Raw genomic sequence first — 26,173 nt, 5'->3', positions numbered from 1 at the left:
CTGAAACGGGTATTACACTTAAATTTAGCGAGAAGTGACAAATCTGTTTCCTGACTAAAGGTGCTCTTGATGTTTACCTGCTTTCGTATCATTCCACTCTGTTTCCTGGGAGCGAGTCTCTTTTCCTTTTCAGGCGTAACTGCGCTGGCTAAGTCCCCTTCTCTCATCGAGATGAAAACCAAAAACGATACATTCATTGGGAAATCAATTGCCCACAATCATGATATCAGTTGGATGGTCGATCAGACCGGCAAGTTGTCTGAGGTTGCTTTAAAGGATGTTACTTCGTTCCGACGAGTCTCTTCTGAATTCCAAAGGCTACCATTAAATAAAATGAAGCTGCAGTTACAAGAAGAATTTGGCCCCTTTTTCGAAGTCATCTCCACTCGTCATTATCTGATTTGTGCACCAAGAGGAAAGGCGAAAGCCTATGGTGGGATATTTGAAGAATTGTATCAATCGTTTTCACATTATTTTGCCTTGCGTGGATATCAGGTAAAAACTCCTGAGTTTTTGATGGTGACGGTAATTTTTCCTGATCAGGATCAGTTTTTCAAATATTGCAAGAAGGACCATGTCAGAACTGGGCAAGGTCTGCTGGGGTATTACCATCCACACACGAATCGGACTGCTCTCTTCGATCGAAGGACTGCATCAAAATCTGCCGGCCTTCAAGAGCATCAAGATGAAAACGAATTAATTTATTCGCGAGTTTCGAATAGTGGTAAAAATATTACGGAAGCGTTACGAGATACAATTATCCACGAAGCTACGCATCAAGTCGCATTTAATACAGGCTTGCACTCACGGGTTGGTGATAATCCCCGCTGGGTTGTGGAAGGTTTAGCGACGACATTTGAGTCAGATGAATTGCGGTCTCATACGGGTGGTCGCGCCAAATCGATCTCGCGCGTGAATCGAGATCGACTTTTGTGGTTTACAAATTATGCACAAAAACGTCGTAAAAAAGATTCACTTCAGTCATTCATTCGAGAAGACGCTTTATTTCATTCAGCGACATTTGACGCTTACGCAGAAGCATGGGCATTGACCTTTTATCTGGTGGAAACACGACCTGCTCGGTATGCACGTTACCTGAAGCAGATCTCACAACGTGATCCACTGAAAAAATACACACCTGAAGCCAGAGAGAAGGATTTCAAAAACGTATTTAAAACGAATCTTCAAGCTCTGGAAGTCGACTATCTGAAATTCATGGATCAGTTAGCTCAAGATCTAATTAAGCAGAATTAAGCAGCCGGTCTTACTAAATCCTGTTCCATCGCAGATACAACCAATGCACCACGGGCGATCGAAAGTTGTTCGTCTTGAACATGAGTTACCTGTTGAGAATCAAATCGAACTTGTCTGTTAGAGAGATTATGCACCAGGAATTCTCCGAACCCTTCAATGTGAGATAACTCACCCAGATAGACGATGGGAAGTTTCTCAAGCGTGGTAAGATAGTGTTGCATTGCTTCCATTTGTAAGACGAAATAGTCTAACAGGCTGTCGAGTAGTGACTCATACCAGCTGGCGATCACGGAGTGATTGGTAAGAAAAGGGCTGATATTAATTCCCGGGTCGCGTCGTTTCAGTTTGGCTTTCTCTGTATCTGGAACCTGCTGACCTTCAGAATTTGTGGTAAACAGTTTTAAGGAATTAGCCAGTTGCTCATCCATCCATTCACTCCCATAAGGAGCAGAATGCTGGATCACCATTCGGCTCTGATGAATTAAGCCAATTTCTGAATGAGAATGCCCGAGGTAGACTGCATACCCTGACAATCGCGAAATGGCAGGAAACGCAGATAAGCCTGCCGCTAATGAAATACTTGTTGCTAACGGAGTATAACCTTGCAATGTAATCAATTGAGAGACCAGCTTATTTAAAGATGAAGTCGCATCAGTCCCTGGTGTCATGAAGGAACAATACTCACCAGTTTTTTTTGATTTGGGAAGGATTGATTGGATCAAGGTTGAGAGTAACTGTCGGTGGACAGGGTCGTTTAAAACCAACTCTCCTTTCGAAAAAAGAGGATATAAAGGCAAATTCGAAAACCGTGCGATTTGGCACGCGTGTTCTCCTGGAATAATCAAACTGTCTTCACAACAAAGAAAAGGGGTTGTGAGTTTTTGAAGAAATAAACGGTTTTCTTTCGTGTCTTCCATGATGGTATATGCGGTATCAATCGATCGGCTCGTTAATTTTTGGTTGGAATCGTTTTGCAACGTTCTGAGGCTGTTTGAGCCAATATGCAATGAAGTGCTCATTTTTGGATCACTCCCTGCATAGCCTGCAATACTCGATCGAGTATCCCGGATGTCTCGTTTGCTTTTTCAGATGGCTGATGATTCGAAGTGACTGGTCGAGAACTTTTTTTAGAATCCCTATTTTCATCAGGAGACTTTGAAGCTTCCGGATGAGGCCTGTCAAATCGAAACGCAGGTGTCTTCAATGTTTTTTCTGCCCGCTCTGAACGCGGTTTTGCCGGGACCGCATTTGGTACTTCAGCGTTCACTGGGATCTTTGATCCACGATCTGTTTGTTTGTTGAAATGAGGACCTTTGAGTGTTTCTCGTTGATCAATACGTGCGGATCTGGTTTGGTGACGTCCATAAATAAAGTTGTCGGTCGGAATCTGAGGCGTTTCTTCAATGATGGGGAGGTTATTTTCCAGGATTTGTTCCAGAAGAGATTTTTCCGGTAATGGAGGTAGTGATTCCCAGTTTGCAACGAGAGTTACTTCTGACTCAGGCGACATTGTTGTTTGTTGCTGACCATCTTTTACTGCATCACGTTTTGCTTTGGTTTTTTTATGGTAGAATCTCCAGCTGATAACACCAACAAATGTCAGTAAGAGATATATGCTCCAATGAGACCAGAACGAAGAGCCAGCCTTCGATTCTGCCTCTTCAAGTTTCATTAAATCATTCTCCGATAGAACCTGGATTGCTTCGGCAGGAGGAGCGGGTGCCGCCTTTAAATGCATTTCAGGAACAGTAGGGGTGGCAGTGAGTTCTTTGTCCTGTTGTTTTGATTGATCTTTTGGCTCTTGGCCCCTGTTTTCAACGTGCGTTTTTTTCGGTTTGGTATCAAAGTCCAGATTCGCAGTTGTTTGTTGTAGTAGAGGACCATTGAGTTGAAGCTGCTTATCTTCTAATTCAAGACGGGGTTCTTCTGTAGCCCCCGGGATATTTTCTGGATGAGCTACTCCTTGAAACGTTTCCTGAATGTCTTTCTTCACGGGGGGCACTTGTTGAAAACGTGATGTCTCCAAAGGCAATGATACAGGGGCATTCATCTTTGCGGGAGATGCGAGAACATTAAATTCTTCTGCGTGTAACTGTATAGGGGCTGGTAGGGATTTGGGTACCAACGAGAGATCCAGGCTCTGTTTGGCATTCAAAACGAGTACCGTGCCTGTATCCAGTTTGGTTGTCAGCTTATTTGTTGTGAAAGCAGCTTTGTGCCTGCCCCGATGAGGTGGAATCACTTTAATGGTTCGCGCGATTTGTGGGTACTTTTCTATCGGTTGATTCAAACAGCGCAAGATACTAGCCAGATCAGCTATTTCTGGTTGCAGGCCAAATACGATCGGACGGTTTAATAAGTTGATTATGGCAACTTGAATCAGTTCTGGTGATCCTTGTTGTTGATTTCTTTGATTGTAGTTCCACTGTTGGTTTGAGACTTCATCAATCACTCTGGCAGATGATTTCATAGCAAGCAGCACATCACCATTCATCAGTGGAAACTCTTGATCTGCTGAGTAAAAGAGATTTTGGCTGATGCGTCCACCGCGAATAATACGAACGATACCCGACGACTTTGCGGTCAATCCGCCTGTTCTGGAGATCACTTTGTTCAATTGCAGGTCTTGGTCAGCAACTTCATATGCAGCACAATGTGCAAATTCACCTAGTAGTCCAATCACCGCGGTCTGCTTCTGTGGTTGTCCGTCGATTTCATGGAATTCAGTTTGCGCATTAATGACACTCAATGATCCAGAACAGAGGATCATGATCGAAAACATAAAACAAAATATGCGCCAGCAGAACATCTAGCCTTCCTTATGGCAATTTGACAAAGGTAGAAGGGCATCTAGGGGAGTCCGTATAATCAGTAAAATCGGCATAATCTGAGTTCAAGCATCACCCAAAGTATCGGAATTCAGGGAAAACCTATGATTCAGAGAGAGCCCACGAAAAAGTGGTAAGTATTTATCTATAAAAGGCTTGAAATTATCATCAGAATAGAGCGGGGATATTTATTCCAAGTGATTTGTGATGTTGATAGGATAAAGACATAAATGAAGCGCATGTGCGTTTTTAAATCGTAATTATGCATTTCATAATCAAATAAGCCCCTATTATAAAAGGGTTTATAGTTTGATGAGGCAGGATGATTTTGTGAATGTCACTAGTTTAACCGTTGAGAATTATTTGAAGGCAATTTTACAGATCAGCCTCCAATCGAACTCAGAATGGATCAGTACCGGTGAGTTAGCCAAATATATGGATGTGGCCCCCGGAACGGTGACTAGTATGCTTAAAACCTTGAAGCATTCTGATCACGTTGAGTATCGTCCTTATGAGGGAGCCTGTTTAACGGAGAGCGGCAAACAGATGGCGATCCGTGTGCTTAGACGACATCGGTTAATCGAACTGTTCCTTGCTCAGACACTTAAACTTTCCTGGGATCAGGTTCATTCTGAAGCAGAGAATATGGAGCATGCCGTCAGTGATTTTCTTGTAGATCGTATTGATGAGTATCTTGAATTTCCCGAGACCGATCCACACGGTGATCCGATTCCATCCATTGATGGGCAGATGCGGCGTGCTTATCCCAACCTGACGAATTTATCTGATTGCCAAATCGGAATCCCGATCAAAATCGTTCAGGTGACTGATCAAGAAACAGAATTTTTGCGGTTTCTATCCCGATCAGGCTTAACCATTGGTTCTCAAGGCAGCGTCACGGAAAAAAATGTGGAAGCTGGAATTGTTGTCTCGGAATGGAATGGTCAAGTCATTTCAATGGGTGTGCATGTTGCCGAGAATGTTCGAGTCGTGCCTGTGAATAACTAATTATGCCTCATATATAAGAGGGATTTTTGATTTACCATAACGGAGTTTGAGGAAACTCCTCCGTGTTGAAGAAAGAGAAGAAATTGAGTCATTTAATTTATGAGAATCCGTTGATTACTCGGTATGCGTCCCAGGAAATGAGTCAGATTTGGTCGGCTCAAAAAAAACATTCCACCTGGCGCAGATTATGGGTCGCACTTGCCGAGTCACAGCATGAAATGGGGCTCGGGGTTTCAGCGGAACAGGTTCAATCGTTAAAAGAAGCCGTCGACGATATTGATTTCAAGCTGGCCGCTAAGTACGAAAAAGAACTGCGACACGATGTGATGGCTCATGTGCATACTTACGGTGACCGTTGTCCTGATTCGATGGCCATCATTCATCTCGGTGCCACCAGTTGTTTTGTAACTGATAACAGCGAGCTGGTTATGATTCGCGAAAGTCTTGAGTGTGTGCGAGCCAGGCTTATTTCGGTGATTGATCATCTGGCTAGTTTTGCTAAAGAGAATCGTGATTTGCCCTGTCTGGGGTTCACTCATTTACAACCGGCTCAACCGACGACGATCGGCAAACGGGCCACACTCTGGTGTTATGATCTGATCCTCGACCTGGAAGAAATCGAACATCGTCTGGAAAAACTCCGATTTCGAGGAGTCAAAGGAACTACGGGAACGCAGGCGACATTCCTTCAACTTTTTGAAGGCGATCATGCAAAAGTGGATGAGCTGGATCGACGCGTGACGGAAAAAATGGGTTTCCGTGATCGCTATGCAGTGACCGGTCAAACCTATTCGCGCAAAGTGGATGCTCAAGTTTTATCTACGTTGAGTGGCATTGGTCAGTCAGCACATAAAGCAGGTAATGACATTCGAATTTTGCAGAACCGGAAAGAACTGGAAGAGCCATTTGAGAAAAAACAAATCGGTTCCTCGGCAATGGCCTATAAGCGAAATCCGATGCGGTCCGAACGCATGTGTTCGCTGGCACGGTTTGCAATCAGCTTGACCGCGAACGCAGAAGATACGGCTGCGACTCAATGGATGGAACGAACTTTGGATGACAGTGCCAATCGGCGACTGTCTCTTCCTCAGTCGTTTCTGGCCATCGATGCTGTATTAATTTTGTATCGGAATATTGTCGATGGGATGGTTGTTTATCCTAAAGTGATTGAGAAACATCTCAATGAAGAGCTCCCATTCATGGCGACCGAAGAATTTCTAATGGCTGGCGTTGCGGCTGGCGGTGATCGTCAGGAATTGCATGAACTCATTCGGGTTCATAGCCAGGCTGCTGGTGCAGAAGTGAAAGTGAATGGCGGACAAAACGATTTGATCGAACGCCTGCAAAAAGATCCTGCTTTCAAAGATTGTGATCTGAAAAGTGCGCTCGACGCTCGAAAATATATCGGGCGTGCACCGGAACAAGTGGATGCGTTCATTGCCGAAATCATCGAACCAATCAGGCAGCGTTATCAAAGCAATCTGAATCAGGGTACAGAGAATCTAAAGGTATAGCATCGATTTGACTTTGGTGGCTCACTCAAAATGAAGACGCCCCGATGATCAAGACCATCGGGGCATCCACTTCAGGGACTGTATAGTGCCATGCTACTACGTCAGAATATTTTTAATGACATGTGCCTCTTCAACACCTGTGAGTTTGGTATCCAATCCTTGAAATTCCACACTGAATTGTTGATGATTAATTCCGAGCAGGTGTAGCATAGTTGCATGTAGATCACGAACGTTGACAATGTTTTCTACGGAATTATACCCAAGTTCATCGGTTGCACCATAAGTAATTCCACCTTTTATCCCTCCTCCGGCCATCCACATGGAAAAACCTTTAATGTGGTGATCGCGGCCTGCACCTCCTTTTCCCTGGAACATGGGAGTTCTGCCAAATTCCCCTCCCCAAATCACCAGTGTTTCCTCTAGCATTCCTCGTTGCTTAAGATCATTGATTAATGCCCAGGTTGGCTTATCAGTTAGACCGCAGCAGGTATTCATGTATTTCACTAGATCACCGTGATGGTCCCAACCGCGATGGTAAAGATGAATAAATCGGGATCCTCGTTCTGCCAGACGTCTCGCCAGCAGGCAATTAGTGGCATAGCTTCCAGAGCCTGGTTCGGCACCATACATTTCCAATGTCTGTTTCGATTCTCCTGAAAGGTCCATGAGTTCGGGAACAGAGGTTTGCATTTTGAATGCCATTTCATAGGCGGCTATACGTGTTTCTATTTCCGGATTAGCGACACGCTGATTTCGGAATCGGTCCAGCTTTTGAACTGTTTCAATCAGTTCTTTTTGTTGCCGTGCATTCACACCTGCAGGGTTGTTTAAATAATTCACCGGATCACCGGTTGAATTGAATTGAACTCCCTGATAACGGCTGGGAAGAAACCCCGTGCCCCATTGCCGTGACGCGATTGGTTGAGGGTTTCGCCCTCCTACACTGGTGAGTACGACAAAACCAGGCAGCTCTTCCGTTTCGCTACCTAATCCATATGTGATCCACGATCCCATTGAAGGTCGCCCACTGATGGCGGTGCCTGTATTCATAAAAGTATGTGCGGGATCATGATTGATCTGCTCGGTGACCATCGAACGGATGATGCAGATGTCGTCAGCGATTTTTGCAGTCCAAGGCAGAAAATCGCTGATTTCCTGCCCGTTCTGACCGTACTTATGGAACTTAGTCAATGGCCCCTGGCATTTGAGGGCTTTGCCCTGCAATTGCGCAATCGGTTGACCTTTGGTGTAACTTTCAGGGAATGGTTTTCCATCCATCTCAGCCAATTTTGGTTTATAGTCAAACGTTTCAAGATGAGTAGGCCCACCTGCCATGCAGAGAAATATGACTCGTTTTGCTTTGGGAGCAAAATGTGGTAAGCCCGGTAACCCTCTCACTATAGATGGTTTTGCTACTGATTGCGCAACAGCACTTTTTTCGTTCGTTAACAAAGAGCCCAGTGCGGCCGCTCCCAGTCCTACTCCCGAATTGGTAAGAAACGTTCGACGATTCAAGCCAGTTTGAATTTGATTCCAATTAATCATCACATTAATTCCTCGTGACCACTTCATTCAGATTTAATAACGCACGAGTGACCTCCGTCCATGATGCCAACTCAACGTTATCAAGACCTTGTTTTGTTTTTGCTAAACCAGATTGTGTCAGTGATACCGCATCTTCAGGTTTTGATAGATATGCCTTGCGATTTAAATTCAACAGCGCCAAAAGAGCTTTAGATTCTATTTCTTCCGGGGAACGAGATGTCGCTTTCGAGAACGCATATTTGACTTTTTCTGTGTCGGATGTTCCTCCGTTTTGTAGAACCTCTTCTGCGAATTTTCGTGCGGCTTCGATGAAAGTCGGGTCGTTCAGAAGCGTGATTGCTGCAATAGGGGTATTCGATCGGGGACGCTGAGCCGTACATTCTTCACGGCTTGGGGCATCAAAGGCCTTTAACATAGGGTGGAGGAACTGTCGTTGCCAGTGCACATATAACCCACGACGCCATTGCCGTTCATCAGAATGTGATACATATTTTCGTTTCGGAAAATTTAAGTGACGATAATAGCCGGCAGGCTGGTACGGTTTCACACTTGGGCCACCAATTTTGGTAATCAACAGGCCGCTGACAGCTAAAGCATTATCTCGCACCATTTCTGCAGGCAGCCGGAAACGTGCCTGACGATTAACCAATTGATTGTATGGATCAAGTTTTCGTTGCTCTGGTGACTCAAGTGAAGATTGGCGATACGCTTTACTCATCACAATAAACTTGACCATTTGTTTGACGTTCCAGTTGTCATTGAAAAATTTCAGTGCCAATTGATCAAGGAGTTGCGGAGAATGCGGTGGTCCTCCCTGCCCCCCAAAATCATCGAGAACGGGTGCAATACCATTCCCAAAGAAGAGATACCAAAAGCGATTCGCAAACACGCGTGCCATTAATAAACCATAACCATCCTTGTCTGATAACCAGTTAGCGAGATCTAGGCGAGTCAGACGTTTGTCTCCATTACCCAGGGCACCTAGAAACTCGGGAATGGCTGGCTGAACAACAGGCCCCGAATCGTCCAGCCAATTACCGCGCGGGAGAATTCGAATGTCCCTTGGCTTAATCGAAACTGTAATCATGGTTTTCAATGCTTTTTTATCAATAGCCGTTCGCATTTTTTGTAATGCGTCTAATCTTTGCTTGAGCTGCGCCTGTTCTTTTGCCTGCTTTGTTGATTTCAAAGTTTTTTTCAGCGTTTTTATTTTCGGTTCGAGTTCAGAAATTTGTTTTTGTTCTTCCTCAGAATAGAGGAAAAGTTCTGGTTCTCTTGCTGTTGGAAGAGCATTTGTCGCTTTTGTGAAATGTTGTGCTTCATCAATGTCAGCAAAAAAAGCGACTTGTGAGTAAAAATCTTTGATGGTGTAAGGATCGTACTTATGATCGTGACATTGGCAACACCCCATGGTTGCTCCCATCCAGACGCCTGAAAAATTTCGGATGCGGTCGGCTGCATAGATAGCCAGGTATTCCTTGGGTTGTACACCCCCTTCATGTGAGGTTTGCAGCACGCGATTATATCCGGTAGCAATTTTTTGCTGCAGTGTTGGATTCGGCAATAAGTCCCCCGCTAATTGCTCTCGCGTAAATTGATCGAAGGGCATATTGTCATTAAACGCGTTGATGACATAATCACGGTAAGGCGAAATGTGATGGTCTTGATCGCCGTGATATCCCACTGTGTCTGCAAAGCGAACTAGGTCTAACCAATATATGGCCATCCGCTCGCCGTAATGTGGTGATGCCAGTAGTCGATCGACCAGTTTTTCATAGGCCTTAGCACTACGGTCATTTACAAACTCTTTGACTTCTTGTGGAGTGGGAGGCAGCCCAGTCAGATCAAAGCTGAGACGGCGGATCAGAGTAATCTTATCTGCTTCAGCCGCTGGTTTCAGGTTCTGTTTTTCTAATCGAGACAGAATAAAATGGTCGATCCAATTCACGGGCCATTTCTGATTTTTTACTTTTGGAGTCGCAATGGGTTGTGGATTAACATAGGCCCAGTGCTTCGACCAGGGGGCACCTTCTTCGATCCATCGTTTGAGCAATTGAATTTCGGCTGGCTTCAACGACTTTCCTGAATCAGCGGGAGGCATAACAAGATCAGGATCATTACTGGAGATGCGTTCGAAGAGCAAACTTTTCTCGGGTTGGCCAGACTCAATGATAAAAGCAGTTCCCGATTTCGCTTTGATGCCACTTTCAATATCCAGACGTAAGTCTGCTTCTCGATGCGTAGCATCAGGTCCATGACAATGAAAGCAGTTTCGCGAAAGTATGGGCCGAATGTCACGGTTGAAGCTGATGTCTTTCGCTTCAGAGTAAACTTGAACGGGAAGCAAAAAAAATACAGTCAGTCCGATCCAGAAAAACCTTATGATTACCCGATGCATGGTAATTCGCCTCAGCCAAAGACGTGGAAGATACACCGAGAGTGGTAAGCGATTACAGCTTGGAAATCCAGGTACATCAAACACGTGGAAAACTGGTTTGGTGATACCGATCCGTAATCAAACGAGCTTACGGTAGCCAGACTCCCAAAGCCCGGCAGGTAGAATCATAATAGTTGACTTTTGAGTATGGTCATTGCCAATCTATAATTTAATAATACCAGTCAATTTGGGATGACGCAATAATGAGTTCCCATGTTTGGTTCCGAATTTCAGCGTTTCATAACTTAACAATTGGCATTTTTCTAACGAACTTCATAAATCGGAATGTGTCATTGAAAATGAGTTGATTTCTAAAATTTAATTTATATAAGCAGGCGTTTATGATGCAGCCACCAACTTTTCAGGATATTCAAGAAGCAGTTCCCCGCGTCCGCCAAGTGTTGTCCCCTACTCCACTTTATGAGTGGCCAGGCTTAAGTCAGTTAACCGAGACCCAACTTTATTTAAAACATGAAAACCATCAGCCTGTGGGTGCGTTTAAAATCAGAGGAGGGATTAATTTAGTAAGTACTCTTTCTAATACCGAGCGTGAAGCAGGAATCATGGGATGTTCGACTGGCAATCATGGTCAGTCGTTAGCATACGCGGCTCGTATCTTTGGAATTAAATGTACTATTGTGGTTCCGAAAAATAATAACCCGGATAAAGTCCGTGCGATCAAATTACTGGGAGCGGACATCATTGAACATGGCGAAGACTTTGATGAAGCAAAACAATATCTGGAACGCGTATTAGTTGATGAAAAACGTCGTTACGTGCATTCAGCGAATGAGCCGAAGCTGATTGCCGGGGTAGGAACTCAGGCGATAGAGATTTTTGAAAAACTGAACGCGCCTGATGTCATTATAGTTCCTGTGGGTATGGGCAGTGGTGTTTGTGGTACTGGGATCGTAGCCAAACACTTGAACCCAAAAACGGAAGTCATTGGTGTAGGAGCTGAGAACGCACCTGCAAATCAGTTATCCTTTCTAGCCGGTTCATTACAAACAACTGAAACCGCTCAAACCTGGGCAGAAGGAGTCGCCACCCGATCTTCGGCTGAGTTGACTCAGGAAATCATGAAGTCGGTCGTAGATGACTTTCTGCTGGTGAGTGAAGACGAAATGCGAATCGCCGCTTATCATACACTCAAAGAGACACACAATCTGGTAGAAGGGGCGGGAGCAGCAGCTTTAGCCGCGATTCTCAAAAACAAAGAACGATTTCAAGGTAAGAAAGTCGTTGCAATACTAAGCGGCGGTAATCTAAATCTGGCTGAACTTCCCGAGATTTTACGTTTGGGATCTCTCCAATAATCTATGATTTATTCGAACTTCGCCTCAGTCTGGCAAAATTAAACTCACTTAATTAATCCCCGTCTCTGAATTCAGTTCAAGGTTTGATTGGAATTCCCTCTCCGTAATTGTTACCGTAAATGCCAAATTGGAATTAGTAAAATAACAGGTTACTGTTAACTCCCAATTTGAACCTGCGAAACATATCGATTGAGGGAAGTATGAGATTCAAAGATCGTGTTGTGATTGTCACTGGCGGCAGTAAAGGTATTGGTGAAGGCTGCTCACGCGTGTTTTGTGAAGAGGGTGGCCTGGTCGCGATTCTGGCCCGAGGTATCGGAGCGGGGCAAGATTTAGCACGCGAATTGAATGAAAAAGGCCCTGGGAAGGCGATCTTCGTTCAATGTGATGTCGGCGAGCATCAACAAATTTTATCTGCCATCGAAATGGTTGTGGAACAATTTGGCCGACTGGATTGTATTATTAATAATGCAGGGTTCCATCCACCAGCGATGTCTCTTGAAGAGACCAGTATCGAGGAAATGGAAGAGTTGATGCGTGTCAACTTTCTCAGTACGTTTGCTGGGGCTAAGTATGCCTTGCCATATTTACGTAAAACAAAAGGGACTATCATCAATATGTCGTCGATGACGGCCTTGTTAGGACAACACCATTCAACCGCCTATTGTTCAACTAAAGGTGCTCAAGTCAGCTTTACCAAATCATTGGCGATTGAACTGGGCGAAGCCGGGGTAAGAGTGAATGCAATTCTTCCCAGTAATATCGATACTCCTCTAATGCGTGATTGGGCTGCGACACTTCCTGATTCAGAAAATGCGTTGAAGCGAGTTGCCGATCTTCAGGTTTTCAAAAGGATGGGAACGATCGAAGAAATGGGCCGCCTGGCTCTGTTTCTAGCGACAGAGGATTCGAGCTTTCTCACAGGCCAGGCAATCGAAGCCGAGGGAGGCGCCAGTCTCGATTATTGAAAGCTTAGACAATACGATGTCAAAGTGGATCTCTTTACAAGTAGATCACTTGAAATTCTAATTCTTAGTTTAATTCAAAACTGAACAGAAAATAGAGAGAGAAGGAACAAGATATGACAGGTATGCGCAGAGTATTTCGTTTTTTGGCTGTTGCTGTTTTCCTTGGGATGGCGTATCAAACTTACGGAAATCTGGTGGAAGAATATAAGAACGGTTTAGTTTGGAAAGAGCCAGCTATTGTGACGACAAGTCCCAATAAACCACCCTCTGACGCGATCGTCTTGTTCGATGGAAAAAACCTGAATCAGTGGAAAAACGGCGATCAATGGATCATCAAGGATGGTTATGCAATTACCACAAATACAGATATTGAAACCAAGCAATCATTTGGTGACTGTCAACTTCATATAGAATGGGCGACCCCAGAAAAAATCGAAGGTAAAGGTCAGGGGCGTGGCAATAGTGGTGTGTTCCTGATGGGTCAATATGAAGTTCAAGTCCTCGATTCCTATCAGAACAAAACCTATTTTGATGGTCAGGCGGGAGCGATTTATAAACAGTGGCCTCCGATGGTTAATGCCTGCCGCAAACCAGGGGAATGGCAAACATATGATATCATCTTTACCGCACCCCGGTTTGATGTATATGGACAACTGGTAAAGCCCGCGTATATTACAGTCATTCAGAATGGCGTCGTTGTGCAAAATCATTCTGAACTGCAAGGTGGTACTTTTTACCATCAACCTCCTTTTTATACTGCTCATGAAGAGAAACTGCCCATCAGACTTCAGTTTCACAAAAATAAGACAAAATTTCGTAATATCTGGATACGTGAAATTTCCGAAGTTCACCCCATCGGTTGTGTTTGTCCCGAGTGAGTTCTATCTTATTCAAGACAACAAATATTGCTGATCTGAGTAATTGATTGACTAACCGAGGGATGAGGATAATCGCATGGCTGTTTTTTTGGGTGTGGATATTGGAACGAGTGGAACAAAAACACTGGCAATGCAGGAAGATGGTAGGATTCTTTCTTCTGCGACCGTAGAGTATCCACTCTATAGTCCTCGCCCCGGTTGGTCGGAACAGAATCCTGAAGATTGGTGGCAGGCCACGATCAAAAGTGTTCGCAAAGTTTTGAAAGCAGGTAAAATCAAGCCTGTCGATGTCAAAGGTATTGGACTAAGCGGACAGATGCATGGAAGTGTTTTTCTCAATAAAAAACATGAAGTGATCAGACCAGCTCTGCTTTGGAACGATCAGAGGACCGCTGCGGAATGTGCTGAAATCGAACAGCTTGCCGGTGGACGGAAAAAACTGATCAACATGGTGGCGAATCCGGCGTTGACAGGTTTTACAGCTCCTAAGATTCTTTGGCTTCGCAATCATGAAAAGAAAAATTTTGATAAAACAGTTCAGGTTCTATTACCAAAAGACTATGTCCGATTTCGATTGACAGGAGAATTCGCGACTGAGGTCAGCGACGCCTCGGGAACGTTACTGTTGAATGTCAAACAGCGGAAATGGAGCCGTCCATTGCTGAGAAAATTGGAATTGGATGAATCGCTGCTGCCTGAAGTTTATGAATCAGAAGATGTCAGTGGACATCTAACGGAGCAGGCCGCTCGATTGTTGGGCCTTTCGAAAGGTGTGGCCGTTGTAGGAGGAGGCGGAGATCAGGCCGCTGGTGCTGTCGGTAATGGAATTGTGAAAAAAGGTGTGATCTCAGCGACCATGGGAACAAGCGGCGTTGTGTTTGCACATAGTGATGAGGTACAGATTGATCCCGCGGGGCGGGTGCATACTTTCTGTCATGCTGTGCGTAATAAGTGGCACGTGATGGGGGTGGTTCTCTCCGCGGGAGGCAGTTTGCAATGGTATCGAAATCAACTCTGTGAACAACAAGTGGCTAGCGCCAAACGAAAAAAGATCGATCCCTATCAACTCATTACCGAGCAGGCAGGTGAAGCTCCCGCCGGAAGTGAAAGCTTGTTTTTCTTACCTTATCTGACGGGTGAACGAACTCCTCATGCTGATCCTGATGCTCGTGCTGCCTGGATTGGATTAAGTTTGCGGCATGGGCGTCCCCATTTGAGCCGTGCCGTGATTGAGGGAGCGACTTATGCCATGCGAGACTCCCTGGAAATTATCCGAGAGCTGAATATCCCTGTGAAAGAGATTCGGCTCTCAGGTGGTGGTGCCAGGAGCAAATTCTGGCGTCAAATACAGGCAGATATTTATGGCCGAAAAGTAGTGACAATCAATGCCGAAGAAGGTCCCGCCTATGGTGTCGCGTTATTAGCGGCCGCAGGGACTGGTGCTTTTAAGGATGTGGTTGAAGCCTGCTCAGCCAGCATTCGTGTCGTTGAGAGCACGAACGTAAACTCTAAAGGGAAAAAAGTATACAACAAAGCTTATCCTCTATTTCGTAAGCTCTACACATCGCTCAAAGGTGATTTTCAGAACATCAAAGAACTGTTGGACTAAAGGAGTGTTCACTTGCTCCTGTCCCTCTCATGTAAAAAGTACAATATTGTTCGGTCTTGTATTTCAGGACTGAAAGAATACGTTTCAAAACAATTTTTGGACGTGTTAATTGTACAAGAGAGAATAAACAGTTAATTTAGGGGGAGTGTAGACACACTTTATAACGTGTCTCGTCTGTTGTATTTGGTCATTCCCGTTGATGGTGAAAGAGTTCTTCGAAGTCTCACACACAGGATGCCGAAATAAACTCATTATGGATCCAATGAACCTGATCAGTTCAAATTTGGATAGAGTGGTGAAAAATAGCAGTTTAGTCCTGAATCTCTTCGATTTGCCTGAAGACAGTCTAAGCAGAATATAGTATAGTCTCTCCATTTCAGCCGATTTGCATTGACTATCAAAATCTGAAGACAGGCAAGATTTTGATTAGCTGGGCTTTGACTTGTGTTGATAAAGAGTAGGACAGTCTCATCAGATGACTAAACCCAAGCAAAATAATAGTGGATCCACTCAAGGCCCTTTTTGTGTCTGGTCGGGGATTGGAATCACTAATTTCATCAAGCTAATGAGGCTGCGTCCCACAATTCGTCCATCGGGCTTGTTTCGTTTGATTTCTTCCGGGTTGTTTAGTATTTCCAACTCCTGTCTGGGCTTATTGGAAAATCTGGTCTTCAGTCGCAAAGTCAATCGGACGGAATTAGAACCCCCCGTATTCATCATCGGTCATTGGCGAAGTGGTACAACACTACTCCATAATCTTATGTCGATGGATCAACAGTTCATTTACCCTAATATGGGAGCAATGCTGTTTCCTTCACATTTTCTGTTAACTGAACCTGTATTTAAACATGTTTTGAAGTATTTGTTACCAAAACAGCGCCCCATGGATAACATGCCGGTGAACTGGGATTTACCTCAGGAAGATGAAACTTCCATTATGCTGCTGCACCTGATGTCACCCTATCTGGCGATTGGTTTTAGTGATCAACCTGAGGTTTATGATCGCTATTATGAGTTGGATCAACTGACGCCAAAAGAAGAAGCAAGTTGGAAAAAGACATTTTTATACTTTATGAAGAAACTGACCTACAAGGAAGGTATAAAAAAACACATTCTCTTGAAGTCACCTACTCACACATTCCGAATACCATTTCTGCTCAAAATGTTTCCCGATGCTCGTTTCATTTATATTTATCGGGATCCCTACAAAGTTTATAACTCAACTTTACATTTACGCCGTACCATGTTTGGCGATAATGGCTTTGCTCCTCTCAATATGCAAAAGTTAGAAGAGGATATGGCCAATATTTATCTAAATCACCTGGATGTTTATGATCGCGATCGGAAAACAGTACCAGAAGGTCAATTACACGAAGTTCGCTTTGAAGAACTCGAGGCCGACCCTGTGGGAGAATTGAGAAAAGTTTACGAGCATCTGAATCTTTCCGGCTTTGATGATCTAGAAACAAATATGCAGCCTTATCTGAAAGATCAAAAGTCGTATAAGAAAAATAAATACGAAATGGATGCAGCTCAGGAAAAGAAAATTTACGAACGTTGGCAAAAAGCATTTGAGATGTTCGGTTATGATCGCCTGCCTTCTGAACAATTAGTGAAAGCACGCGTTGCTTCCTAACACGCGTTGCATCACAAACAGCAATCTTGAGTCAGCTTATTGCTCTGACTCTGGATGAGACTTCTTATCAGTCGTTTGCTGCTTTTTTTCTCTCAGTTCCAGAATCTGTTTTTCCAGTAAGCGCTGCTGGTCCTGAATTCGAGAAATCATTGTGGAAGACCGGATCCGGGATGCGCTCATATCTCCAATAGCAGACAGAATGACCCAGAACGCAATCAAGAGAATGCCTCCCCAGTACGCTGCAAACAAGCCCGGGTAAGATTTCCAGGGCATGTAAGGTGCATCCCCCACTACGATCAGGAAACCAATCAGAATCAGCAGACCTGAAGTTTGCATGCGTCTGCGGTATTGTTTTGAGAAAAAACTGAGATCGTCATCACTGAGGTCTGCATCGAGTTGACGGTGAAACCAGGACGTACGGTGTAGTTGAATTAACCCAGCTCCAAAGAGAACCAAAAGCGTTCCGACGATGATGCCCGGGATCGTATCTGTCACAATATCTGCATCCTTGATTGGTGGTGGAGGAAATCCCTTTGAATGTTGAAATGTCACCAAGTCAATCTTCCAATCTTCTCAATTTAAGTCTAACAAAATCAGGTTGAGATGAAACGTGTCTAATGGGATTATTTTGTAGACAGCTCGAGAGTGGAAACACGGCGAAAGGCCGCTGATTGATCATTTCTTCATAATTACAGCCAGTTTAGAGGGATAAATGGAGATGTTGCATTTTTTGAACATTTTCGATTTCGGTTTTATAGCCGGTTGTTCACGTCAGCAAGTGACAAATTGAAAATCCTCAAAATGTTAAGTGACATAGATTCGACTATAGACAATCTCCGCTAATGGTGTTCCTGATTCGATATTACAGAAATGACTTTCGGTAGAGAACGGAACATAATCGTAAAATAAATACCAACTAATATAATACCGGGAATCCACCAATAAAGTGTTGTCTGTAATTCTTCTGGTGGAGGAGATGTATTAAAGATGGTCAAACTGTATTCAGGGTTTAAGCCAGGAAGGATATAAGGATAAAGGGCGGCCGCGCCACTAAAGAAGAGCAGATACATGAAAAAGGCAGAACTTAAAAACGCGGACATGTTCCAGTTATTGATTCGAAAGAAAAGTGAACCTGCCAAGAAAATAAGAGCTCCCAGGGGGAGAAAGATGAGCCATGGGTGAGTAGCAAAATTTTCTTTGGTGTGCGGTTGAACGACATAGCTGGCAATGAGAGTCACTATGATCAATCCGACAGTCGTCAGCCAAAAGCTGGTTGCACATTTTCGAGCGCGCTGTTGAACGAGACCATCAGTTTTAGCAACGAGCCAAAGTGAACCATGGTGCAAAAAAATCGAAGCAGAGGTGACACCACTGAGGACTGTATACCAGTCTAGAATTCCTGTCTGTTTGCTAATTCGAAAATCCGTCCAGAGAGGCTCAAAGAATGTCCCTTCTGCATTTAACGGAACTCCTCGAAAGATATTGGCTAATGCCGCTCCCAGAATCACAATGAGCAAGCCACTGGAAATAAACAACATGATGTTCCAAAAATGAACCCAGAGGGAATCAGAAAAATAGTGAGGTAACTCGATACTGATTGCTCGAAAGAGTAACAGCCAGACAACCATGGTTAAAGGGAGATAAAACCCACTAAACATGGAACTCAAAAATGCGGGAAATGCCAACATCATTGTTCCGCCAGCGGCAATCAACCAGACTTCATTTCCATCCCAGACAGGTGCAATCGACTGGATAACCTGTTTTTGTTCCTGTCGATTCTTAGCGATAACTAGATGTAACACACCAACGCCCAGGTCAAAACCGTCTAACACAAGGTAGGTCGAGATCATCAACAACAACAGGATATACCAGAGGGTTTCCATACTTCTAAGTTCCTGCCTCAGTTGCTAAATCAGGTTGATCAGTCTCAATTGGTTCTGGTCCCTGATTTATGATACGTGTTGCGAGAAAAAAGTAGAGTACTGATAAAAACAGGTAAAGGCCCATAAAACCCAACAATGTGAAGAGAACGTTACCTTGCGAAACATTTTGGGATGCTCCATCAGCCGTTTTCATCAAACCGTAGATCACCCAGGGCTGGCGACCAACTTCCGTAGTGAACCAACCAGCCGTATTCGCAATAAAAGGGAAGGGGAGTGACAGCATTAAGAGCCAGAGTATTACGCGATTGGTATGTAACCTTCGTTGCCAAAGCAGGAACGCGCTGATTCCCATTAAGGCGATAAACAACGTTCCCAGCCCCGCCATGATATGATACGAAAAATACAAGAGTTCAACATTGTCTGGCCAGAGCTCTCGATCGTATTCTGTAAGGCCTTTCACTTTCGCATCCCAACTGGCGTGCGTCAAAAAAGAAAGCGCTTTAGGAATGATAATAGGATTGTCAATTTTGAGTTCGTCCATATTCGGCTGGCCTATGAGAATTAAGCCAGCGCCATCTTCTGTATGAAAGTGGCCTTCCATCGCTGCGAACTTGATGGGCTGATGTTTCTGTACCTGTTTTGCTTCCCAGTCGCCAGTCGGGACTGCAGCAATAATGCTGGAGAATAGTCCGACGATAACTGAGACCGTAAGGTACCGCCGAGTCAATTTAACATGTTGCCCTTTTAATAAATAATAGGCGGCAATCGCTGACATCGTAAAACTACCTGTGATCACAGAGCCGGTCATCGTGTGCAGATATTGTTTGATTGCCCAGGGATTACTAAGCAATGCTCCAATACTTGTGAGGTGATAAACTCCATCTTCGGAAATTCGATATCCAACAGGGTGTTGCATGAAGGCATTGGTGCAGACAATGAAATAACCGCTTAACCACGTACCGAAAAGTAATAAAAATGAAACACCCCAATGAGCCGTTTTTCCGAGTTTTTTCTCTCCAAAAATTAACAGATAAAGAAACGTCGACTCGAGAAAAAAGGCAAACATTCCCTCCATTGCCAAAGTCTGTCCCAAAATGGATCCTGTCGATTTGACGAGCTGTGACCAGTTTGTACCAAATTGAAATTCAAGTGGGATTCCCGTGACAACTCCCATCAGAAATGTAAGACCGAAGATTTTTAACCAGAAGCGAGCTGCGGTATCTGCCCACGAGTGGCCACACAGCCCTATGCTCTTGAGAATAAAGATCAACAGCGCTAAACCCATCGTTAATTGCGGGAACAAATAGTGATACGAAACGGTAAAAGCAAATTGGACGCGATGCAGAAGAAGTGAATCAATCATCAATTTGATCCCATTTCGTCGATGGTGTGTTGGCTTTCGGAAATCGTGGAGCAGAACATTGTTCACAGTCTAAATCAGGGAATATTCTGCAGCCAGTAAATGATGACTTTCCCGACTTTTGCCATGCTTGTACCAGAGCAATACCGGGGAATGTCTCGCGTTGTGTGCCAGACCGGATAGTCAAAATCGATAATGTCACAGGTTGGTATGTGGGCGATTTCATTTAAAGGTAAATGATCATCCCGAATTTCAAATTTGACTTTCGGAATAAATTGTCTGACACCTGTTTTTTGAGCGGCTTGCCAGATGCTGCGTGTCAACTCGGGAGCGTATTTAATACTGTTCTTTTCCATATAGATCATGAGATTTTTATCAGCAATCATGTCAAACAAGATACCGTAGACATATTCAAAATCTCGTGTCTGAGTTTTGTATTGATTGGCAAAATACTTGGAGCCAAGAAAATAAGGATCATTTTCGCGGTACACAAGCTCTTCACCATCAAAAAAAACAAAATCTATCCCATAACCGTGACTGATTTTGAGTTCATGCATCACGTTTCCCAACTCCATTAAGAAAGCGACTCCACTGGCCCCATCGTTCGCACCAATGAACAGACCACGTGGTTGTGTTCGATCGAGATCGGGATAAGGCCTGGTATCATAATGGCAGGCGAGAAGTATCCGTTTTTTCGTTTCGGGATACCAGCTGATAATCATATTGTTCATCCGCACCGGATTTCCCGTTAAGGGGTGCGGGGCATCAAATGATTGAAAATGAACTTTCGCTTTGAGTTTTCTGAAATGCTCCGAAATGATTTTTTGTTGTTCGGCCATTCCTGGAGAACCACTCATACGAGATCTGAGACGGCAAATTTTTTTCAAATATCCATAAGAGCGTTCTGCACTAAAAACCGGGGTTACTTTTGGCTCTGAGGTATTACCACAGGCAAGTGAAGTTACCGAGATCAGCATCATTAAAATCAGGCATCGGATCATTTGCCTTGAAGGCTTCGAAGTATTCATTCGCTTCATTAATCCCCTGCTAATTGAAGTGATCCGAGTAAAACAATAATGATCAACTTGAATTATGAATTTTACATTAATAATAGTCTGATCGACATACAAACAATTGCCGTGTACAACACAGCGCGTATGAACGAGTCTCCTTTACTGACAGCAAGATGAGATCCAATCCAGCCACCAAGGGACATACCGGCCATGAGGAACAAACCGGTAATCCAGTCAATCTTGCCTTCCCAGGCAAAGATCCCGATCGCAACCACAGTATAGATCGCCACAATAAACACTTTATGCATATTGGTTCGTAATAAGTCTAATTTCATGACATTATTTATGATGGCGATGATAATGAATCCAACACCCGCTTGGATAAATCCACCATAAAAACCTACCAGTACCATCAGAAAATGACCTGCTGTTAGCCTGCGTCTCTGATCAATCGAATCTTTCGCTTCGAGATCATTTTGATCAAGACTTTTTACATCATTTTCTGGATTCAGTTTCGATTTTTTCTTTTTGCGTTCTCCCAGAATCATCGTGACCAGTACACCCAGCATGACCACCGCTAATACGCGATTGAACCAGACACCACTGAGTTTTGTTCCCAGAAAAGCGCCTAGGAAGGTGCCAGGAATGGCGCACAACGCGAGGGAAAAACTGAGCCGAAAGTCTGAGAATCCTTTTTGCCGAAATCCGGCAATTGCGGTCACATTCTGTCCCAATATGGCAACACGAGCCGTCCCGTTTGTAGTTGCCCCTGGCATTCCTAAGAAAATCATTGTGGGCATTAATATCAATGAGCCTCCGCCGGCTAATACATTCAGAATGCCAGCGATAATACCTACACCCGCTAATAATAGATTTTGCCAGAGGTCCAAGTCTGTTGCTTTCTCTCAAGTGATTTGAAATCCAGTAACAGATTTCGCACCAGTATTCTTTTGGATCATCATTTTATCTTCGATTTTACTTGATTAAACAATCAGTGAGGCAATCATTCCGGACAACACGATTCCGTCCCAAGTCCCTGCCCCACCAATGCTGACACACGGTGCTTTCAGTTTTTTAAATTCGTTCCAGTGTAGTAGGTCTGCACCAATCAGTGGGCCAGAGATTCCTATCACGAATGCAATGGGAGAATATAATGAACCAAAGTCAGCTCCTACTGTTCCCGTCATCGGACCGATGATGGCAAATCCAAACCAGGTTGCCAGGACAGCCACAAGCGGAGGGATGAACACAGGCATCGCGATCCCCATACCTGGGACCAGGCGAGACGTGTTATAGCATATGACTGTGTTGAATATGATTCCTGCCAAGGTGACGAATATGGGAGTCGAACCACCTGAAATAATAAATTGCGATAGCCAGATTGCCAGGAAAATAGGAATGACACAACCACCCAGGTTGACCGCAATAATGGCCTCCTGCCTTAATCGTTTCATTTGAGGCATGAAATTCAAGCCTGCCACCGATTCAAAAACGGGGACGTTTACTTCTTGGTCAAGCGGAAACCGGCAGATGGGAATATTGATCAAAGATCCGAAAATCATCCCGATTAAAACCAAAATGGCAGTGGGAGGAGAGAGGTGCAGGTTTGTTAAGGCTGTTTCCGCCAGATCAACAAAGATCAATGGCATCAAACAGCCAAAAAAGACGATTAATGTCAGGATCATGCAGCCGGATAACTGGGTGGCTTGTACATTACTCGGTTGCGGATTAGACACTGTCTATTTTCTTTCTGTGATGCTGGATCAGAGATATCTGGGGTAGTGGTATTAAGTTAAGGCCAAGGTAGAATTTTGTCACTCCTGGTAGTCATTTTAGTCACTTCACGACGATTCCTGCAGGCTATTAGAGGGAATATTCGGAACAATTCCTACCTTCTCGATGAATTCATCTATGGGATCAGCTTGCGAAGGATGAAATTCCTTCAAGGCTGGTTACAATCATAGTATGGCAGGGAATTCTTTTGGACAAGCGTTTCGGATTACGACGGCAGGCGAAAGCCACGGTCCGGGCAATGTGGTGATTATAGATGGTGTTCCTCCGGGAATCCCGATCAGCGTGGAAGATTTACTCGTAGATCTCAACCGTCGGAAACCAGGACAAAGTAAAATTGTGACGCAACGCAAAGAAGCCGACCATCCCGAAATTCTCGCTGGTGTTTTTGAGGGGATTACGACAGGAACCAGCCTCGCGATTCTGATTCGTAACGAAGATCAGCGAAGTAAAGATTACAGCGATATCAAAGACAAATATCGTCCTGGACACGCCGATTATACCTACGATGCGAAATATGGCTTTCGAGATTACAGGGGTGGAGGCCGATCAAGTGCCAGAGAAACGAATGTTCGCGTTGCCGCAGGAGTGGTTGCCAAAAAAATTCTCGAAGCGGCCTTCGGTGGACGTGTTGTCGGGTATGTGACGCAGGTAGGCGATTTTCGGGCACAAATTAAAGATCCTGCCACAGTGACCATCGATCAAGTTGAGAAAATGTCTGATGGTGAATTGAATCCGGTTCGCTGTCCCGATCATAAAGTCGCCAGCCAAATGATCGAGCTGATCGATCAAGTGCGTAAGGAAGGTGATTCCATCGGAGGAGTTGCTGAAGTGGTGGCAACCAATGTTCCTGCGGGGTTGGGAGAACCGGTCTTCGACAAATTAAAAGCAGATATTGCTAAAGCGTTATTCAGCATTCCTGCTGTTTTGGGAGTGGAATATGGCTCAGGCTTTGCATGTGCCACAATGCGAGGAAGTGAGAATAATGACCATTTTATCGCTGGTGAAAATTCGAATGTAGATACTCCTGTGATAACGACTGATTCCAATCGACATGGTGGGAGTCTCGGTGGTATTTCAACAGGGCAACCACTGGTCTTTCGGGCTGCAGTTAAACCCACAAGTAGTTTGCTGATCGAACAACCCACGGTCACAAAACAGGGTGAGCCCACTTCGATCAAAACGAAGGGGCGTCATGACCCGTGTCTGTTGCCTCGATTTGTACCCATTGCGGAAGCCATGATTGCGATCACTCTGGCCGATCATTGGCTCCGTTGGCGTGCTCAGTGTGCGGCAGCCCCTGATCGAACTCAGGATAACTGAAGAGAGTAAATCATCATGGCCTGGATACAAAAACAGATTCGATTGCCTGCCTTAAGACGTGGTTTTCATATTATTACCCATGAAGTCCTCAGCGAAATCCCGGAACTTTCGCAAATTGAGGTGGGATTGATGCATGTATTTATTATGCACACATCGGCTTCTTTATCGATCAATGAAAATGCCGATCCTGATGTTCCGCGTGATCTGGAGATGGCGTTTAATACTATTGCGCCCGAATCACTACCTTATGTGCATACATGCGAAGGCCCTGACGACATGCCCGCTCATGTCAAGGCATCAATGATTGGTAATTCCCTTACAATTCCTATCAGCGGTGGCCGACTCTGCCTGGGTACCTGGCAGGGAATTTACCTTTGTGAACACCGCAATCACGCCAGCGGGCGTCAGCTTGTCGTCACGATTCAAGGTGAGTAGTTAACTCTTCAAGTGGAATTAAGTATCTTTTTTGCCGATACAATATAGATGCTTATCTGAGCGGATAAAGATTTTCCCATCGCTTATCGCAGGAGTCGCACTGAAGTCTTCATTTTCATTTGTCAGTCGATTGACTGAAAGCTGTTCCAGTTTATCTCCGGTTTTGATGACATAGGTTTCTCCTGAGCGAGAGACGAAATAGACCTTGCCATCGGCAATCACCGGCGAGGAATAGTCACTTCCTCGAAAACCGCCTCGACCTCTGCCAGAGCGACTTTCAGATTGTTCCTCTCGATTGTTAGCTATTTCAGCGTCACCCTTGTCTAGACGGCCTCGAAAGATACGTTTGCCTGTCTTGGCATCAATACAATTCGCAATACCCCGAGAGAAGAAATAAATCCGACCCTGGTAAATGATCGGGGTTTCAATACGATTGGCGTCACGTCCAGACCAGAGAACATGTGTTTTCGTTACGTCTCCTTTACCATCGGCTCGTACCGCGATTGATCCACCACCACGTCCTTCAATTCCATAAACGATACAATCATGGGCGATGACACTTGAGCAATACGTTTCAGTGGGCATCGCCTCACAGTACCAGCGGAGCTTCCCGGTATCGGGATTGAGACTCCAGATTTCGTAGGGAACACCAATTACCAGATCGGTTCTGTTCTCATCAATCGGAACCAGTATGGGAGTTCCCCAAGTCGCATTAAACCCCGTTGATTCCTGCCGCCAGACCTCTTTGCCGGTTTCTTTATTCAGAGCGACCAGTGCCTCGCTTTCGGCGGTTGCGGTCACAATCAAAAGGTTCTTATATAGAATAGGACTTGAGGAAGAACCCCACCTGCGTGGGTCCAGTTCATCACCTACAATCGTTTGCCAAAGCTGATTTCCATCGAGATCAAAGGCGACTGCACCTGATTTTCCAAAATAGGCATACACCCGCTTGCCATCAGAAACAGGTGTATGTGATGCATAACCATGTTCGGCGAACATGCCTGTGTATACGTCTTCTGGCAGAACAGGTTCTACAGTCTTGTCCCATAGGATCTTGCCGGACTGACGATTCAGGCAAATCAAATGCCGTCTAAGATCTTTTTGGTTCCCAGGATTATTACGATTTAATCCATAACCTGACCAGCAAGTGACAAATACTTTGTCACCGACGATGATCGGGCTGGATGAACCAGGACCTGGTAACGCCGCTTTCCACATCAGGTTTTTCTGATCGCTCCATTTGGTAGGAGTTGCCTGTTTTTCGTCAGAAACTCCTGAACCGTTGGGTCCCCGAAACCGCATCCAGTCTGCCTGGGTGTTTGAAGAGATCAGTATCAGCAAAGTGAATACAGCAATCTTGAATGGCATAACGACG

Annotated in this window: 21 protein-coding genes; 10 read left to right on the top strand and 11 right to left on the bottom strand. The window is 44.6% G+C overall.

Features of this window, described 5'->3' with window-relative positions:
* The first annotated feature begins 69 nt into the window (after positions 1-69).
* Positions 70-1,254 carry a DUF1570 domain-containing protein gene (locus V202x_RS06795; protein WP_145172417.1) on the top strand — a complete coding sequence of 395 codons (1,185 nt, stop codon included), beginning with the start codon at positions 70-72 and terminating at the stop codon, positions 1,252-1,254.
* Here the strand turns inward: V202x_RS06795 and V202x_RS06790 are convergent.
* Both V202x_RS06790 and V202x_RS06785 read right to left on the bottom strand, forming a co-directional pair.
* Positions 1,251-2,273, bottom strand: coding sequence for a hypothetical protein (locus V202x_RS06790; RefSeq protein ID WP_145172415.1), 1,023 nt, complete (start codon positions 2,271-2,273; stop codon positions 1,251-1,253). The genes V202x_RS06795 and V202x_RS06790 overlap by 4 nt on opposite strands.
* Positions 2,270-4,063, bottom strand: a complete 1,794-nt coding sequence (locus tag V202x_RS06785) for a hypothetical protein (RefSeq protein WP_145172413.1) — start codon at positions 4,061-4,063, stop codon at positions 2,270-2,272. The genes V202x_RS06790 and V202x_RS06785 overlap by 4 nt, the downstream gene beginning before the upstream one ends.
* A 349-nt stretch (positions 4,064-4,412) precedes the next feature.
* On the opposite strand from V202x_RS06785, the gene V202x_RS06780 reads away from it, so the two are divergent.
* Both V202x_RS06780 and purB read left to right on the top strand, forming a co-directional pair.
* Complete coding sequence (locus V202x_RS06780; RefSeq protein WP_232098888.1) at positions 4,413-5,090, top strand: metal-dependent transcriptional regulator; 678 nt, start codon at positions 4,413-4,415, stop codon at positions 5,088-5,090.
* A 62-nt stretch (positions 5,091-5,152) separates the two neighbouring features.
* Positions 5,153-6,604 (top strand): adenylosuccinate lyase, encoded by a 1,452-nt coding sequence (gene purB, locus V202x_RS06775; RefSeq protein WP_232098887.1) that lies wholly within the window; start codon positions 5,153-5,155, stop codon positions 6,602-6,604.
* A 96-nt stretch (positions 6,605-6,700) separates the two neighbouring features.
* On the opposite strand, the gene V202x_RS06770 is transcribed toward purB, so the two are convergent.
* Both V202x_RS06770 and V202x_RS06765 read right to left on the bottom strand, forming a co-directional pair.
* Positions 6,701-8,149, bottom strand: a complete 1,449-nt coding sequence (locus V202x_RS06770) for a DUF1501 domain-containing protein (protein ID WP_145172411.1) — start codon at positions 8,147-8,149, stop codon at positions 6,701-6,703.
* A gap of 4 nt (positions 8,150-8,153) precedes the next feature.
* On the bottom strand, positions 8,154-10,547 hold the full coding sequence (locus V202x_RS06765) for a PSD1 and planctomycete cytochrome C domain-containing protein (RefSeq protein ID WP_145172409.1): 2,394 nt from the start codon (positions 10,545-10,547) through the stop codon (positions 8,154-8,156).
* Positions 10,548-10,927: 380 nt separating this feature from the next.
* Between V202x_RS06765 and V202x_RS06760 the strand changes: the two genes are divergently transcribed.
* The 5 genes from V202x_RS06760 to V202x_RS06740 all read left to right on the top strand — a co-directional run bounded on the left by V202x_RS06760 (position 10,928) and on the right by V202x_RS06740 (position 16,993).
* A complete protein-coding gene (locus V202x_RS06760) occupies positions 10,928-11,902 on the top strand; it encodes a threonine/serine dehydratase (RefSeq protein WP_145172407.1) in 975 nt (324 codons plus the stop codon).
* Between the two features lie 200 nt (positions 11,903-12,102).
* Positions 12,103-12,870: an SDR family oxidoreductase gene (locus tag V202x_RS06755; protein WP_145172405.1), complete on the top strand. Its 768-nt coding sequence runs from the start codon at positions 12,103-12,105 to the stop codon at positions 12,868-12,870.
* A gap of 113 nt (positions 12,871-12,983) precedes the next feature.
* Positions 12,984-13,748, top strand: a complete 765-nt coding sequence (locus V202x_RS06750; protein ID WP_145172403.1) for a DUF1080 domain-containing protein — start codon at positions 12,984-12,986, stop codon at positions 13,746-13,748.
* A 76-nt stretch (positions 13,749-13,824) separates the two neighbouring features.
* Positions 13,825-15,357, top strand: a complete 1,533-nt coding sequence (gene xylB, locus V202x_RS06745) for a xylulokinase (protein WP_145172401.1) — start codon at positions 13,825-13,827, stop codon at positions 15,355-15,357.
* A gap of 475 nt (positions 15,358-15,832) precedes the next feature.
* A complete protein-coding gene (locus V202x_RS06740; protein ID WP_145172399.1) occupies positions 15,833-16,993 on the top strand; it encodes a sulfotransferase family protein in 1,161 nt (386 codons plus the stop codon).
* Between the two features lie 36 nt (positions 16,994-17,029).
* Here V202x_RS06740 and V202x_RS06735 read toward each other — a convergent pair whose 3' ends face one another.
* The 6 genes from V202x_RS06735 to V202x_RS06710 all read right to left on the bottom strand — a co-directional run bounded on the left by V202x_RS06735 (position 17,030) and on the right by V202x_RS06710 (position 22,985).
* The gene (locus V202x_RS06735) at positions 17,030-17,545 is read right to left on the bottom strand and encodes a sugar porter family MFS transporter (RefSeq protein ID WP_144982766.1); all 516 of its coding nucleotides are present in this window, start codon (positions 17,543-17,545) and stop codon (positions 17,030-17,032) included.
* A gap of 287 nt (positions 17,546-17,832) precedes the next feature.
* On the bottom strand, positions 17,833-18,876 hold the full coding sequence (gene cydB / locus V202x_RS06730; RefSeq protein WP_145172397.1) for a cytochrome d ubiquinol oxidase subunit II: 1,044 nt from the start codon (positions 18,874-18,876) through the stop codon (positions 17,833-17,835).
* 4 nt (positions 18,877-18,880) lie between these two features.
* Positions 18,881-20,239, bottom strand: coding sequence for a cytochrome ubiquinol oxidase subunit I (locus tag V202x_RS06725; RefSeq protein WP_145172395.1), 1,359 nt, complete (start codon positions 20,237-20,239; stop codon positions 18,881-18,883).
* Positions 20,240-20,313: 74 nt separating this feature from the next.
* Positions 20,314-21,264 carry a M28 family peptidase gene (locus tag V202x_RS06720; RefSeq protein ID WP_145172393.1) on the bottom strand — a complete coding sequence of 317 codons (951 nt, stop codon included), beginning with the start codon at positions 21,262-21,264 and terminating at the stop codon, positions 20,314-20,316.
* A gap of 71 nt (positions 21,265-21,335) precedes the next feature.
* Entirely contained in the window at positions 21,336-22,139 is an 804-nt protein-coding gene (locus V202x_RS06715; RefSeq protein ID WP_145172391.1) for a sulfite exporter TauE/SafE family protein, read from the bottom strand.
* A 93-nt stretch (positions 22,140-22,232) separates the two neighbouring features.
* Positions 22,233-22,985, bottom strand: a complete 753-nt coding sequence (locus tag V202x_RS06710; protein ID WP_145172390.1) for a DUF1614 domain-containing protein — start codon at positions 22,983-22,985, stop codon at positions 22,233-22,235.
* A 229-nt stretch (positions 22,986-23,214) separates the two neighbouring features.
* Between V202x_RS06710 and aroC the strand changes: the two genes are divergently transcribed.
* Together aroC and V202x_RS06700 are read left to right on the top strand one after the other, a co-directional pair.
* Positions 23,215-24,363: a chorismate synthase gene (gene aroC / locus V202x_RS06705; RefSeq protein WP_145172388.1), complete on the top strand. Its 1,149-nt coding sequence runs from the start codon at positions 23,215-23,217 to the stop codon at positions 24,361-24,363.
* A 15-nt stretch (positions 24,364-24,378) separates the two neighbouring features.
* Positions 24,379-24,798, top strand: coding sequence for a secondary thiamine-phosphate synthase enzyme YjbQ (locus tag V202x_RS06700; protein ID WP_197993263.1), 420 nt, complete (start codon positions 24,379-24,381; stop codon positions 24,796-24,798).
* Positions 24,799-24,816: 18 nt separating this feature from the next.
* Here the strand turns inward: V202x_RS06700 and V202x_RS06695 are convergent, their stop codons facing one another.
* Positions 24,817-26,166 (bottom strand): PQQ-binding-like beta-propeller repeat protein, encoded by a 1,350-nt coding sequence (locus V202x_RS06695; protein ID WP_145172384.1) that lies wholly within the window; start codon positions 26,164-26,166, stop codon positions 24,817-24,819.
* Between the last annotated feature and the right edge of the window lie 7 nt (positions 26,167-26,173).

The sequence above is a fragment of the Gimesia aquarii genome (assembly GCF_007748175.1).
In the GTDB taxonomy this organism is placed as follows: Bacteria; Planctomycetota; Planctomycetia; order Planctomycetales; family Planctomycetaceae; genus Gimesia; species Gimesia aquarii_A.
This window is presented reverse-complemented; position numbering and strand designations above follow the sequence as displayed.

Coding starts and splice junctions, on each gene's coding strand:
- aroC (WP_145172388.1), top strand. CDS start 23,215: ATGGCAGGGAATTCTTTTGGACAAGCGTTTCGGATTACGACGGCAGGC.
- V202x_RS06785 (WP_145172413.1), bottom strand. CDS start 4,063: ATGTTCTGCTGGCGCATATTTTGTTTTATGTTTTCGATCATGATCCTC.
- V202x_RS06770 (WP_145172411.1), bottom strand. CDS start 8,149: ATGATTAATTGGAATCAAATTCAAACTGGCTTGAATCGTCGAACGTTT.
- cydB (WP_145172397.1), bottom strand. CDS start 18,876: ATGGAAACCCTCTGGTATATCCTGTTGTTGTTGATGATCTCGACCTAC.
- V202x_RS06760 (WP_145172407.1), top strand. CDS start 10,928: ATGATGCAGCCACCAACTTTTCAGGATATTCAAGAAGCAGTTCCCCGC.
- V202x_RS06720 (WP_145172393.1), bottom strand. CDS start 21,264: ATGAATACTTCGAAGCCTTCAAGGCAAATGATCCGATGCCTGATTTTA.
- V202x_RS06725 (WP_145172395.1), bottom strand. CDS start 20,239: ATGATTGATTCACTTCTTCTGCATCGCGTCCAATTTGCTTTTACCGTT.
- V202x_RS06700 (WP_197993263.1), top strand. CDS start 24,379: ATGGCCTGGATACAAAAACAGATTCGATTGCCTGCCTTAAGACGTGGT.
- V202x_RS06750 (WP_145172403.1), top strand. CDS start 12,984: ATGACAGGTATGCGCAGAGTATTTCGTTTTTTGGCTGTTGCTGTTTTC.
- V202x_RS06765 (WP_145172409.1), bottom strand. CDS start 10,547: ATGCATCGGGTAATCATAAGGTTTTTCTGGATCGGACTGACTGTATTT.
- V202x_RS06740 (WP_145172399.1), top strand. CDS start 15,833: ATGACTAAACCCAAGCAAAATAATAGTGGATCCACTCAAGGCCCTTTT.
- V202x_RS06755 (WP_145172405.1), top strand. CDS start 12,103: ATGAGATTCAAAGATCGTGTTGTGATTGTCACTGGCGGCAGTAAAGGT.
- V202x_RS06695 (WP_145172384.1), bottom strand. CDS start 26,166: ATGCCATTCAAGATTGCTGTATTCACTTTGCTGATACTGATCTCTTCA.
- V202x_RS06795 (WP_145172417.1), top strand. CDS start 70: ATGTTTACCTGCTTTCGTATCATTCCACTCTGTTTCCTGGGAGCGAGT.
- xylB (WP_145172401.1), top strand. CDS start 13,825: ATGGCTGTTTTTTTGGGTGTGGATATTGGAACGAGTGGAACAAAAACA.
- V202x_RS06790 (WP_145172415.1), bottom strand. CDS start 2,273: ATGAGCACTTCATTGCATATTGGCTCAAACAGCCTCAGAACGTTGCAA.